Consider the following 13007-nt stretch of genomic DNA (forward strand, 5'->3'; position numbering starts at 1 on the left):
ACAGCCTAAGGCCCTGCCGCAGTGGTCAGCAGACTTCCTCGAGATCCCGCCACTCACGGGTGTCCGGGCTGTCGGCGACCCAGCCGTCGAGCAGCCCCCGCACCAGTCCGGCGGGCGCCGCGATACCGCATTCGCGCTCAGGCACCCACAGGTCGCCGGCGGTGCGGTGGCCGAGCGGCCCGGGATGGCCGGGCTCACTGTGGTCGTGCGGGTCCAGGTGTTCGCCCTCGCCCTCGGCGCTCGGCATCTGGCTCTCGGAACAGGCCCGGCACAACAGCCGCACCGACGAGGACCAGTCCTCCGCGGCGTATCCGGCGTCGGCCGCGAGCCGCTCCAGGGCGTCCCGGTCCTCCTCCGCGGCGGCTTCGAGCAGCACGACCCAGGTGGGGACGGGCGAAGGCGCCCAGAGCTCGATCTCGTCGAACACCGGAAAGCTGTGGCCCGCGGCGGTGGTGCGCTCGCCGTGCGGGACGCCGTCGTGCAGCACCACCTCGCCCCAGCGGCGACCGGATGACGGCAGGGGGATGGACAGCACTTCTATCCGGGCCGGATCGAGCCGCTTGCCCCACACCACCTCGGCCTCGCCCTCGGGCGACAGCCTTACGGCGGCGCTGCCGAGCTGCATGCCGAGGGGCTCGCCGCCGGTCGCGGCCTCACCTGGGACCCGTAGCCCGTAGGCCTGCCAGGCACGGCGGGCGAGCGGCCAGTCCTGGAGGGCGGTGGCGGCGATACCGACGTTCCACCAGTCGGGGGCTCCGGTCTCCTTGTCGAGCAGGGCCACGGCACGCAGTCCCGCGGCGCGTGCCTGCTCCCAGTCGTGCCGGAACTTGTGCAGCAGCGCCAGATTGAACCAGGACTCCGAGAGCCAGGGCTCCAGATCCGCCGCGCGGGTCAGCAGCGCGCCCGCGTCCTCGTAACGGCCGTCACCGATCAGCGTGAACGCGCGGTCGGTGGCCTGCCGCCATGAGGCGGACGGCCGATGCCGTACCTTCCCGAAGATCCTCACGATTCCCGCCTGCCGGTCGCTCGGGTCACTTCCCCCGGACACGAATGTCGTCCTGTGTCTGTGTTGCCAGTCTCGCCGTGTCGCTTGTGTCTGCCGTCATTCGCATCCAACCATGCCCGGTCGGACGCTCGCTCATTACCCATGGGTTACCCAGACCGGAGGGGATCCACAGCCCCGGCACAGCACCCGTGCGAGAGACTCCACGACTTCCGGCTGGTAGTCGCGGGCCGTGCGCAGGCGCAGCCGCTCCAGCGCTCTCAGCGCGCCCATCGCGGTCCGTGCGTCTCCCGCGCGGGCACCGCTGAGATCGTCGTAGGCGTTGACGGCGCGGACGATCCGGGCGGCGAGCGGCTGCTCACGGTACGGATCCGCCTGCCGCTCCACCACCGCCGCCACGGCGGCGGGCGCACCGGTCTGGCGCACCACGGCCCCGCCGAGCAGGGCGATACGGCGCTGCTCCGCCTCCGGCAACAGGGCGGTCGCGCCTTCCGGTACGGGGTCGACCAGCGAGAGCTGCCCGATGTCGTGCATCAGGGCCGCATGCTCCAGGACGGCGAGATCGGGCCCGGCGAGACCCATCTCACGACCGACGGCGGTGCTGAGCGCGGCGACCCGGCGGGCATGGCCGCGGGGCGTGTAGCCGGCGATCTCGGTGGCGCGGGCCAGTGAGGCGATCGTCTGCCGGTAGGTGGCGCGGACACCGGCGTGGCGGCGGAAGGCGAGCTGAGCCAGCAGCAGGGGCACGCACAGCACGGGGAGCGCCCACAGTCCGCCGACTGCGGCCCCGAGTGCCATCACCGCGCCGGTCGCGCAGACGGCGGAGCTGACACCGGGGAGCGCCCGCAGCTCGTCGCGGAGCAGCGGGCCGAACGGCGTGGGGGCGGCCTCCTCGCAGCGCGCGCAGTGGGGGACTGCGCGGACGCGCCGGATCAGGGCGGCGAGCACGGCGTCACAGAGCGCGGTGAGGACGAGGACGAGCAGCAGGTAGAGCGCGTAGGCCGGGCCCTTGCCTATTCGCCCGACCAGTTCGCCCGAGTTGTAGAGCGGCTGGAAGCAGGCGGCGGCGAAACCCAGGGTGAGCACCCGGCGGGCCATGCGATCGGGGGCCGGACCCCGTCCGCCGCGGGCGAGGCGCACCACGGCTCCGGCCAGCGTTCCGGTGACCACGACCGCGACGACCTGGAGGGCGCCGTGGCTGGTGACGCGGCCCGCGCACTCGCCGAGCAGCGCATAGCCCAGTGCCCCGGCCGCCCCGATCGGTGCGGGTTCCCGTCCCCAGGGCTCGTCGGCCACGAGCGGGGGGCCCGCGAGCCGGGCCCGGGGGGCGCCTCCGCGGTGCGCGGGGCCTCGGCGGGCGAGCTCGCCGAGGGCGGTGAGCAGCGCGAACGCGCACGCGATGTCCGGGTCCTCGACGCCGTGCCACAGCGTCCAGACGAATCCCGTCCCCGCCAGCACCGCCGCGGCCCCGTACACGGCGACGACGGTGACCGGGACCCTGAAGCGGGTCATGCGCCGTGCCCGTCGGCGTTATGGGCGGCCGGCGCCGTCGCCCGGGGCTGCGGGGCGGACCGCGACGGCGGTACGGCTGCGGAGTCCCGCCCATGGGCCTCGTCCGCGGTGACCTCCGTCTGCCAGCCGTGGCGGGACAGGGCGCGGACGAGCGCGCTGACCATACGGGGGTCGAAGTGGGTGCCCGCACAGCGTTCCAGCTCCCCGACGGCCACGGAGACCGGTCTGGCCCTGCTGTACGAGCGGGACGACGTCATCGCGTCGAAGGCGTCGGCGACGGCCACGACACGGGCCGACTCGGGAATCTGGTTCCCGGCCAGACCGTAGGGGTAGCCGTTGCCGTCCATCCGTTCGTGGTGATGCAGGATCGCCGCCCTGGCCTCCCCGAGGAAGCCGATGCCGCGGACCATCTCGTGCCCGTACTCGGGGTGGAGCTCGATCACCCGGCGCTCGTCGGGAGTGAGGGGACCGTCCTTGCGCAGCACCCGGGTGGGGACACCGAGCTTGCCGACGTCGTGCAGGATCCCGGCGAAGCGGATGACCTCGAGCCGCTCCTCGTCCATCCCCAGCTCACGAGCGATCAGCATGGACGCCCGTCCCACGCGCTCGCTGTGCCCGCGGGTGTACTCGTCCTTGATGTCGACGGCCTGGACCAGGGCGCGGATGGTGGCGCGGTGCGCGCCGCGTTCGTGGTGGTACTGGGCGAACACCCACGAGGAGATGTACACCGGGAGCAGCACGAACAGCGCGGAGACCGGCCCATAGGGGCTGTGCCACAGCACGGCCGCCGTCGCCGCGGCGAGCCCGTGCACCAGGTGCGGGGCCAGCGAGCGGGGCAGCAGCCCGCCCCAGGTGGCGACCGGTGGCGAGCGCTCGGCGGTGGCCAGGATCGCCGCGTCAAGGGCGGTGAGCACCAGGCAGAACGTCAGCGCGGACGCCAGCGCCACCGGCACCGCCCGGGGAAACGCCGGGGCGGTGCCGAGCCCTCCGCACAGGACAGTGGCCCAGGAGGCGGCCCATGCCGCCAGGGCGAGTGCGGCAGCCCGCCACAGCCGCCTTACGCCCACGGGGGTGCGGTCCACAGGTGCGACGAGCGCACCCGGGATCGCGGCCAGCGCGGCGGCGGGCGGTGGCAGCACGAGGGCCGCGGCGAGCAGTACGGGGAAGAACGATCCGGTACCGGCCGGCGGAACCCGGTCAGCGGGCCGGCCCCGTATGAGCCCCAAGAGCCGGCGGAGAGGGATCTCGCCCACCGCGCAGGCCCCGGCGAGCAGGGCGAGATCGGCCCAGGGGACCCGTGCGCCGGGGCGCAGGGCGGGCAGCGCACTCGCGACGGCGCACAACGCGGCGCACAGAATCAGCACGCGTGCTCTGCCTGCAATGCCTCTCACCCGCCCGGGCCCTCCTCGGCTCCCCCGGCTGCCCACAAACAGAGCGCCAGGCTAGCGAGTTGACCGGCGGGTGAGGGGGGAAGAGCAAGGGTTCGCACCATCGGGTGACACCGGGCACGCGTGAGGGGCGCACCCCACAGGTGCGCCCCTCACGGAAGTCGAATGCCGAACCTGCGGCGGCTACTGCGCGGTCGCACCCGGCAGATCCGTCCCGACCGTCAGCTCCTGCTCCGGCACCGCCTCACCGGCCCTGATCAGCTCGATCCGGCCCATGACCTTCGCCCGCAGGTCGGACGGCACGTCGTCATGCCCGCAGCAGCGCTTGACGAGCTTCTTCACCGCCTGCTCGAGCCCGTACTTCTCCAGGCACGGCGAGCACTCCTCGAAGTGCGTCTCGAACTTGGTGCAGTCGGCGTCGGGCATCTCACGGTCGAGGAACTCGTACAGATGGCCGAGTACCTCTGCGCAATCCGTCTCATGCGGCTCTCCGCAGCTCATGAGCCCGAGCCCTTCCGATCGTTCGTCGACTCCCCGGCGCCCGCGGGCACCAGCCCGCGCTCACGGGCGTAGTCCTCCAGCATTCCGCGCAACTGGCGACGGCCGCGGTGCAGTCGGGACATCACCGTACCGATGGGGGTACCCATGATGTCCGCGATCTCCTTGTAGGCAAAGCCCTCGACATCCGCCAGGTAGACCGCGATGCGGAACTCCTCGGGGATCTCCTGGAGCGCTTCCTTCACATCGGAGTCGGGCAGGTGGTCGAGCGCCTGGGACTCGGCGGAGCGCAGACCGGTCGACATGTGCGACTCGGCACGGGCGAGCTGCCAGTCCTCGATCTCCTCCGCCGCACTGCGCTGAGGCTCGCGCTGCTTCTTGCGGTACGAGTTGATGAAGGTGTTGGTGAGGATGCGATACAGCCAGGCCTTGAGGTTGGTGCCTTCACGGAACTGGTGGAACGAGCCGTACGCCTTGGCATACGTCTCCTGCACGAGGTCCTCGGCATCGGCCGGATTGCGTGTCATGCGGAGCGCGGCCGAGTACATCTGGTCGAGGTAGCCGAGAGCGTCCCGCTCGAATCGTGCGTTGCGCTCGGCGGCCGTCTCTTCCGTGCGGCCCTCGTCGGTCCCAGTGACCGGACCCACCTCCTCCAACGCTGGGGCGGGGCCGAAAGCGGACCCGCTCGAATCGGAGGATAGACGACCAACCCCTCCGCCCGCCGCCTGAATAGCCCCGCTCCTGGGCGTCGAAAGCACAGTCCAGTGCAGGTCAGAGGCGTGCGGGAGGCTCGGGCAGATGGTCGAACCCATGTGGCGGTCTTCCTCTCCAAGCTCGTGTGGTGACGTGCAGGTCAACGGAGGCAACGCCCCGGGTATTCCCGCGCCCGCACGGCGTTCCCCGCCGTTCCCAGCGGCCGCGCCTCACCGCAGAGCCGTGATCCACTTCCGTACGCCGCCGACCACCGCGGCCAGCGCTTCCTCCTGGCTCAACGCCGCCCGCTTGGGTACGGACAGTCCATGATCGGCGGAGTCCACCTCGACCAGCTCGTACTCCCCCGCGGGGAACTCCTCCGGTCTGCCGAAGGGGTCGTTCCCGCCCTGGACGACCAGCACCGGCACACCGGCGCCGAGCAGCTCATCGGCCCTGGACTTCTCGGGGCGGCCCGGAGGATGCAGCGGGAAGCTCAGCGCGAGCACGGCACGGGCCCCGAGCTCACTCGCCGTACGGCAGGCCACGCGCGCCCCGGCGCTGCGCCCGCCCGCGACGATCGGCAGCCCCGGCTTCTCCAGCGCGGGCCACAGCCCCCGCCAGCCGGTGTCCAGGGTCTTCGGCGCGGGCGCGACCTTCTTGCCCGCCACCCGCCAGGGTTGCTCCACCAGAGCGACGCTCACGCCGGAAGCGGGCAGCGCGGCGGCGAGCGCCTGCAAGTCGCTCGCCCCGATACCGCCGCCCGCGCCGTGGCTCACGGCCAGCACGAGCCGGGCCGCGCCCTGTGCGGGGTGCCAGGTGATCCGGGCGTCCCCGGCCGGTGTCTCGACGATCTCGCTCTGTGTCACGGAAGTCACGGACGCAGTCTCACATCAGTGCACGCCGTACGGCTGAAGGCCCGGGCCTTCACAAGGCGCGGGCCTTCGATGAAAGCGTCCCAGGGCTTCGAGGTCAGTCAGCGCTCAGAAGAGCGTGCCCACCTCGGGCGCCGCCAGCTCCTCCAGCAGCTCGGGGCCGTTGTTCCGTACGTTGCTGACGGACGTCGCCACCGGATACGCCCGCATCAGCCCGGTCGGCGGCGGCGCGAGCAGCTCCCGCAGCTCGTCCACGTCCGTGCGCGACGGGTCGAGCCAGGCATCCCAGCGGTCCTGCGTCAGCATCAGCGGCATCCGCGGATGGATGTCGGACAGCGAGTGCGGGCCGTCGGCGGGCGCGACCGCCAGTGGGCCCGTCTCCGCCTCGGTCGTGATCACCGAGCAGGTCACCCACCACGACTGCGGATGGTCGTCCGGGAGGGTCCGGTCCCGCCAGAACTCGTAGAGGCCGGCCATCGCGAAGACCGTCCCGTCGGCGGGCGTGACGAAGTACGGCTGCTTGCGCGGCCTCTTCTTCTTGCCCTGGACCTCCAGGTCCCGCTCGTCGGACCCGGTGACCCACTCGTAGTAGCCATCCGCGGGGAGGATGCAGCGGCGGGCGGCGAACGGGCGCCGGAACGAGGGCTTCTCGTGCACGGTCTCCGCACGGGCGTTGATCATCCGGGCCGCGCCCTCGGGGTTCTTGGCGAAGGACGGGACCAGGCCCCACTTGAGTTTTCGCAGCTGGCGAACCGGATGGCGGTCCTCCGCGTCCTTCAGAGGACGTTCGAGTACCGCGTAGACCTCCTTGGTGGGAGCCACGTTCCAGTCGGGGGCCAGGGTCTCCGCCGGCTCCCACTTCTCGATCTGGAAGAGCCCCGTGAGGTCCTCGGGCCTGCGACTCGCTGCATACCGTCCGCACATAAGTGCCACACTGCCACGACCCCCAGCGCCCCGAGGAGCCTCCCCGAAAATGGCCACCACCGAAATCTTCGGCACCCAGCCGGCCCCGGACATGTGGCTGGTCATAGGCACCGCCGCCCTCGCCCTCGCCGCGGTGGCCCCGCGCGTGGTGTGGCGGCTGTCCCGGAACGCGATCACGATCGCCCACGAGGGCGGGCACGGGCTGATCGCCCTGGTCACCGGGCGCAGGCTGGACGGCATCCGGCTGCACTCCGACACCAGCGGACTCACCGTCAGCCGGGGCAAGCCGACGGGTCTCGGCATGATCCTCACCGCCGCGGCCGGTTACACCGCCCCGCCGCTGCTCGGGCTGGGCGGCGCCTGGCTGCTCGCCGCGCACCGGATCACGCTGCTGCTGTGGGTGGCGACCGCGCTGCTGGTCGCGATGCTGGTGATGATCCGCAATGCCTACGGGGCGCTCACCGTGATCCTCACCGGAGCCTCCTTCCTGCTGGTGTCCTGGCTGACCGGCCCGCTGGTGCAGGCGGGGTTCGCGTACACAGCGGTGTGGTTCCTGCTGCTGGGCGGGGTGCGGCCTGCCTTCGAGCTCCAGTCGAAGCGGCGGCACGGCGGTGCGCCCGACTCGGACGCGGACCAGCTGGCCCGGCTGACGCATGTGCCGCCCGCGATGTGGTTCTTCCTCTTCCACGCCGTGTCACTGTGCTCGCTGATCGGGGGCGGTCGCTGGCTGCTCGGCCTGTGAGCCGCGTACGTCCCTGAGCTGCGTATGCGACCAGCGCATGTGGCCGTAGTCCACGACCGGCGGAGGAACGGCTCCCGCTGCCGCGGACCACTAAAGTGATGGCCATGACCGACAGCTCCGTGCACCCCGACCCCTGGCCCGCCCCTCACGCAAGCGGGCCCGTCCGTGCGACGGTCACCGTGCCCGGATCCAAGTCCGTCACCAACCGCGCGCTGGTGCTCGCGGCGCTGGCCGCCGAGCCGGGCTGGCTGCGCCGCCCGCTGCGCTCACGCGACACCCTGCTGATGGCCGAGGCCCTGCGGGCGATGGGTGTCGGCATCGAGGAGCAGGTCTCCTCCAGCTCCACCTCGACCGGCGGCCCCGACAGCGGCGAGGCCTGGCGGATCATCCCGGCCGGGCTGCACGGCCCCGCCACCGTCGACGTCGGCAACGCCGGCACCGTGATGCGCTTCCTGCCGCCCGTGGCCGCCCTGGCCGACGGGCCCATTCGCTTCGACGGCGACCCGCGGTCGTACGAGCGTCCGCTCGGCGGTGTGATCGACGGTCTGCGCGCCCTCGGCGCCCGGATCGACGACGACGGCCGCGGTGCCCTCCCGCTGACCGTGCACGGCGGCGGTGCGATGGACGGCGGACCGGTCGAGATCGACGCCTCGTCGTCCTCCCAGTTCGTGTCCGCCCTGCTGCTGTCCGCGCCACGCTTCAACCAGGGCGTGGAAGTGCGGCACACCGGCTCCACGCTGCCCTCGATGCCGCACATCCGGATGACCGTCGACATGCTGCGCGCGGTCGGGGCGCAGGTCGACGAGCCGGAGACCGGTGGCGAGCCCAATGTGTGGCGGGTCCGCAGCGGTGCCCTGCTCGGCCGCGATCTGACCGTGGAACCGGATCTGTCCAATGCCCAGCCGTTCCTGGCCGCGGCCCTGGTGACGGGCGGCAGGGTCACCATCCCCGACTGGCCGGAGCGGACCACCCAGCCCGGTGACGCACTGCGGGAGATCTTCACGGCGATGGGCGGTTCCTGTGAGCTGACGGACTCCGGTCTGACGTTCACCGGCACCGGCAGGATCCACGGCATCGACGTCGACCTCGGCGAGGTGGGCGAGCTGACCCCGGGCATCGCCGCGGTGGCGGCTCTCGCCGACTCCCCCTCCACTCTGCGCGGTGTCGCGCATCTGCGACTGCACGAGACCGACCGTCTCGCCGCGCTCACCAAGGAGATCAACGAGCTCGGCGGCGATGTCACGGAGACCGCGGACGGGCTGCACATCCGGCCCAGGCCGCTGCACGACGGGGTGTTCCACACCTACGACGACCACCGGATGGCCACCGCGGGTGCGATCATCGGGCTCGCCGTCCCCGGGGTTGAGATCGAGAACGTGGCGACGACGGCCAAGACCCTGCCTGACTTCCCGAGGATGTGGACCGACATGCTCGCGGGCAACTGAGCGGGGACGGCAGGACATGCGCCGCTACGGAAAGCACACCGACGAGGACGACGTCCGCGTACGCCCCAACCGCAAGGGCAACCGCCCGCGTACGAACATCCGGCCCAAGCACGAGGACGCCGCCGAGGGCATGGTCCTCACCGTGGACCGCGGCCGGCTCACCTGCCTCGTCGACGGACGCACCATCATGGCGATGAAGGCCCGCGAACTGGGCCGCAAGGCGGCCGTCGTCGGTGACCGGGTCAGCCTGGTCGGCGACCTTTCAGGAGGCAAGGACACCCTCGCCCGTATCGTCCGCATCGAGGGGCGCGCCTCCGTACTGCGGCGCACCGCAGACGACGACGACCCGTACGAGCGGGTGGTCGTCGCCAACGCCGACCAACTCGCCATCGTCACGGCACTCGCCGACCCCGAGCCCCGGCCCCGGCTGATCGACCGCTGTCTCGTCGCGGCCTACGACGGCGGTCTGGAGCCGCTCCTGGTGCTGACCAAATCGGATCTGGCCGGGCCGGAGAAGCTGCTGGAGCTGTACGGGGCACTGGACATCCCCTATGTCGTGACCTCGCGCGAGGAGCTGTACGGAGGAGACGCGGCCGACCGGGTCCGCGAGCATCTGGGCGGGCGGACCACCGCGTTCGTCGGGCATTCGGGCGTCGGCAAGACCACGCTGGTGAACGCACTGGTGCCGGAGGAGCGGCGGCGTTCGACCGGCCATGTCAACGCGGTCACGGGCCGCGGCCGGCACACCACGACATCGGCCCTGGCACTGCCGCTCGCGGGCGTGGGCGGGGCCGCCCCGGCCGAAGGACTCGAGGGATGGGTCATCGACACCCCCGGAGTGCGTTCCTTCGGGCTGCACCACATCGACCCCTCCCGGGTCATCCACGCCTTCCCGGACCTGGAGCCGGGCACGGAGGGCTGTCCGCGCGCCTGTTCGCACGACGAGCCCGACTGTGCGCTCGACGAGTGGGTGGAGCAGGGACATGCCGATCCCGCGCGCCTGTACTCCCTGCGGCGACTGCTGGCCACCCGCGAGCGGCGCGACGGCGACTAGGCCGTATTGAGAACTCCCGCCTGGCTCGCGAGGCCAGTTCTCAACCACGGCCTGGGCCCGGACAGGACCTGGGTCCGGTCCGGGCGTGTGCTGCCGAAGAGGCGGCCACACCGTGCGTTGCCGGCGATCGGACGGGCGACGCGCGGATGATCATGGCGTGCACGTTTGCGGGTGACCGCCGCTGGTAAGTGCATAATCGCACCAAGTGACACGAAGCAGTCACCGACGCGGGAGGCACACACGATGGCGTGGCTGCTCGTAGTGGTTGCCGGGCTCCTGGAGACGGGATTCGCGGTCTGTCTCAAGCTCTCGCACGGTTTCACGCGGTTGTGGCCGACGATCGCGTTCGCGGTGTTCGCCCTGGGCAGCTTCGGCCTGCTCACCCTCTCCCTGCGCAAGCTCGACGTGGGTCCCGCGTACGCGGTGTGGACCGGTATCGGCGCGGCCGGGACGGCGATCTACGGCATGATCTTCCTGAACGAGGTCACCTCCACACTCAAGATCGTCTCCATCACGCTGGTGATCGCCGGGGTCATCGGCCTCCAGCTCTCGGGTTCGAGCCAATGACGCCGTTGGCGCCACCACCGGCCATGTGACGGATCAGTGGACCGACGCCTGCGACACCCCCGGATGGTGGTGCGACGACACAGGACAGCGCGAGCCTGATGGCCAGCTCACAGCGTCGCGCCAGCTGCGCGGGCTCCTCCCTGCCACGTCCCCTGCCTTCATGCTCGAACACGGCGACGATGCGGTCCCGTACAGAGGCGACCAGCTCCCCGGGTGCCGGATGGCCGGCGTCGGCCCGCCGCTGTGCGGGCACGATGGCGCGCGACACGGGCCGGGCGGCGCGAGGCGCGGGAAGGTGTTCGCCCCAGCAGCCGGTGAGCAGAGCGCGCAGCAGCGGCCTGGAGCGGGCCTCGCCCACAGTCCACTCGGCGATCGCCGCCAGCCGCTCGGCGCAGTTCGCCGCCCGGTCCCGACCCAGGAGCCGGTCCACTCCATGGAGATAGCCATCGGCCTCGCGCCGTATGAGAGCGCGAGCGAGGCCGTCCTTGCTGCCGAACTCGTTGTACAGCGTCTGCCGGGACACTCCGGCGGCAACGGCGACATCGACCATCCGGATCCCCGACCAGGGCAGCTCGGACAGCGCGGTCAAGGCGGCGTTCAGTAGTGCTTCGCGGGTTGTGGGCATCGTGGCCTCCCGGGCGGGGCCTCGCGGGCCTCGCGTACCTGCGGCTCTGGGCCCAGAGTTGACGTATCGCCACACATCGTCAAGAGGGCCTCCGAATCCCGCCTGTCCACCACGGCAGTAGAGTGCGGCCATGGCCGACTACCACGATGATCTGCGTCTTGCCCATGTCCTGGCGGACGCCGCGGACGCGGTGACGATGGACCGGTTCAAGGCCCTTGACCTCAAGGTCGAGACCAAGCCGGACATGACACCCGTGAGCGAGGCCGACAAGGCGGCCGAGGAGCTGATCCGCTTCCAGCTCCAGCGCGCCAGGCCGCGTGACGCGGTCCTCGGCGAGGAGTACGGCATCGAGGGCACGGGACCTCGGCGCTGGGTCATCGACCCCATCGACGGGACCAAGAACTACGTTCGCGGCGTGCCCGTCTGGGCGACCCTGATCTCGCTGATGGAGGCCGGTGAGGGCGGCTACCATCCGGTCGTCGGAGTGGTCTCCGCACCTGCGCTGGGACGTCGCTGGTGGGCGGCGAAAGGCGCCGGCGCCTTTTCGGGCCGCAGCCTCCTGTCGGCGACACGGCTGAGTGTCTCCAAGGTCTCCGGGCTCTCCGACGCCTCCTTCGCGTACTCCTCGCTGAGCGGCTGGGAGGAGCGCGGCAGGCTGGACGGCTTCCTGGATCTGACCCGTTCGGTGTGGCGCACCCGTGCGTACGGTGACTTCTGGCCGTACATGATGGTCGCCGAGGGCTCGGTGGACATCTGCGCCGAGCCGGAGCTGTCCCTGTGGGACATGGCGGCCAACGCGATCATCGTCCAGGAGGCGGGGGGTAGGTTCACCGGGCTCGACGGCACTCCGGGGCCCCACAGCGGCAACGCGGCAGCGTCGAACGGACTGCTGCACGACGAACTGCTCGGCTTCCTCAACCCGCATCACTGAGAACTTCCGACGGCGACTTCGCCCACGCGCCCCCGCACGCCCCTGACGGGCCACGCGCCACCCCTTGTTGGCATCCGGAATCACTGCGACTCTGAGAGTCCCCCCACTTGTGAACTTGTGAAAGATTTCTCAGGCGCCCGTCGGGGCGCCGAGTCCCGTCCACCCCGGGGGGTTCACCAAGGAGGTGGCTCCATCCATGCTCGTCCGTGACGCCATGAGCACGGTGGTTCTCAGCATCGGCCCCGCCCACACCCTCCGGCAGGCAGCACGGCTGATGGCCGGCCGCCGCGTCGGAGCGGCCATCGTCTTCGACCCCGACACCAGCGGCCTCGGCATCATCACCGAGCGCGACATCCTGAACTCGCTCGGCGCGGGCCAGGACCCCGACCACGAAGCATCAGGCGCCCACACGACCACCGACGTCGTCTTCGCCGCCCCCTCCTGGACACTGGACGAGGCCGCAGAAGCCATGACCCACGGCGGCTTCCGCCATCTCATCGTGCTCGACGGCGGCGAGCCCATCGGCATCGTCTCCGTACGTGACATCATCCGCTGCTGGGCACCGACGCGGCAGCGCACGACGACGCTCACGGGGTAGGCGCGGCCGAAGACGGTTGGACGACCAAGCCGCAGCAAACCGGCGCATACGAGAGGGCCGGGGCCCCCCCCGGGGGCCCGGCCCCCACCCGAAATTGGTCGAAACAAAAAAATGCAAAGTCTAAGTAACCCCCCAGACAGTTTTGGTGATACCGA

14 protein-coding genes are annotated in these 13007 nt (G+C 71.3%); 6 read left to right on the plus strand and 8 right to left on the minus strand.

All coding sequences use genetic code 11. The features are described from left to right. Positions 1-25: 25 nt before the first annotated feature. The 7 genes from ACFV6V_RS27870 to ACFV6V_RS27900 form a co-directional block, all read right to left on the minus strand. A complete protein-coding gene (locus ACFV6V_RS27870; RefSeq protein WP_361279414.1) occupies positions 26-1006 on the minus strand; it encodes a hypothetical protein in 981 nt (326 codons plus the stop codon). Between the two features lie 135 nt (positions 1007-1141). Further along, complete coding sequence (locus tag ACFV6V_RS27875; protein ID WP_385570268.1) at positions 1142-2515, minus strand: HD-GYP domain-containing protein; 1374 nt, start codon at positions 2513-2515, stop codon at positions 1142-1144. Continuing rightward, positions 2512-3906: an HD-GYP domain-containing protein gene (locus tag ACFV6V_RS27880; RefSeq protein WP_385570270.1), complete on the minus strand. Its 1395-nt coding sequence runs from the start codon at positions 3904-3906 to the stop codon at positions 2512-2514. Before ACFV6V_RS27880 ends, ACFV6V_RS27875 begins: the two co-directional genes overlap by 4 nt. A 180-nt stretch (positions 3907-4086) precedes the next feature. Next, positions 4087-4404, minus strand: a complete 318-nt coding sequence (rsrA, locus tag ACFV6V_RS27885; protein WP_385570272.1) for a mycothiol system anti-sigma-R factor — start codon at positions 4402-4404, stop codon at positions 4087-4089. After that, entirely contained in the window at positions 4401-5048 is a 648-nt protein-coding gene (locus tag ACFV6V_RS27890) for a sigma-70 family RNA polymerase sigma factor (protein ID WP_385570275.1), read from the minus strand. The genes rsrA and ACFV6V_RS27890 overlap by 4 nt, the downstream gene beginning before the upstream one ends. Before the next feature lie 276 nt (positions 5049-5324). Then, positions 5325-5960: an alpha/beta family hydrolase gene (locus tag ACFV6V_RS27895; RefSeq protein ID WP_385570300.1), complete on the minus strand. Its 636-nt coding sequence runs from the start codon at positions 5958-5960 to the stop codon at positions 5325-5327. 114 nt (positions 5961-6074) lie between these two features. Further along, entirely contained in the window at positions 6075-6890 is an 816-nt protein-coding gene (locus tag ACFV6V_RS27900; protein WP_385570277.1) for an SOS response-associated peptidase, read from the minus strand. A gap of 49 nt (positions 6891-6939) precedes the next feature. Here ACFV6V_RS27900 and ACFV6V_RS27905 point away from each other — a divergent pair, with 49 nt between their 5' ends. The 4 genes from ACFV6V_RS27905 (at position 6940) to ACFV6V_RS27920 (ending at position 10698) form a co-directional block, all read left to right on the plus strand. Then, a complete protein-coding gene (locus tag ACFV6V_RS27905) occupies positions 6940-7632 on the plus strand; it encodes a M50 family metallopeptidase (protein ID WP_385570280.1) in 693 nt (230 codons plus the stop codon). Positions 7633-7736: 104 nt separating this feature from the next. Then, complete coding sequence (gene aroA / locus ACFV6V_RS27910) at positions 7737-9077, plus strand: 3-phosphoshikimate 1-carboxyvinyltransferase (RefSeq protein ID WP_385570282.1); 1341 nt, start codon at positions 7737-7739, stop codon at positions 9075-9077. 16 nt (positions 9078-9093) lie between these two features. Beyond that, positions 9094-10131, plus strand: a complete 1038-nt coding sequence (gene rsgA, locus ACFV6V_RS27915; RefSeq protein WP_385570284.1) for a ribosome small subunit-dependent GTPase A — start codon at positions 9094-9096, stop codon at positions 10129-10131. 243 nt (positions 10132-10374) lie between these two features. Further along, on the plus strand, positions 10375-10698 hold the full coding sequence (locus ACFV6V_RS27920; RefSeq protein ID WP_385570287.1) for a DMT family transporter: 324 nt from the start codon (positions 10375-10377) through the stop codon (positions 10696-10698). Here ACFV6V_RS27920 and ACFV6V_RS27925 read toward each other — a convergent pair. Beyond that, entirely contained in the window at positions 10664-11323 is a 660-nt protein-coding gene (locus tag ACFV6V_RS27925) for a TetR/AcrR family transcriptional regulator (protein ID WP_385570290.1), read from the minus strand. The two genes, ACFV6V_RS27920 and ACFV6V_RS27925, sit on opposite strands and share 35 nt — an antisense overlap. A 130-nt stretch (positions 11324-11453) precedes the next feature. Between ACFV6V_RS27925 and hisN the strand changes: the two genes are divergently transcribed. Beyond that, positions 11454-12254: a histidinol-phosphatase gene (gene hisN / locus ACFV6V_RS27930; RefSeq protein WP_385570292.1), complete on the plus strand. Its 801-nt coding sequence runs from the start codon at positions 11454-11456 to the stop codon at positions 12252-12254. Positions 12255-12450: 196 nt separating this feature from the next. Further along, positions 12451-12852 carry a cyclic nucleotide-binding/CBS domain-containing protein gene (locus ACFV6V_RS27935; protein ID WP_385570295.1) on the plus strand — a complete coding sequence of 134 codons (402 nt, stop codon included), beginning with the start codon at positions 12451-12453 and terminating at the stop codon, positions 12850-12852. Positions 12853-13007 lie beyond the last annotated feature (155 nt).

It is taken from the genome of Streptomyces sp. NPDC059828, from assembly GCF_042731955.1.
In the GTDB taxonomy this organism is placed as follows: Bacteria; Actinomycetota; Actinomycetes; order Streptomycetales; family Streptomycetaceae; genus Streptomyces.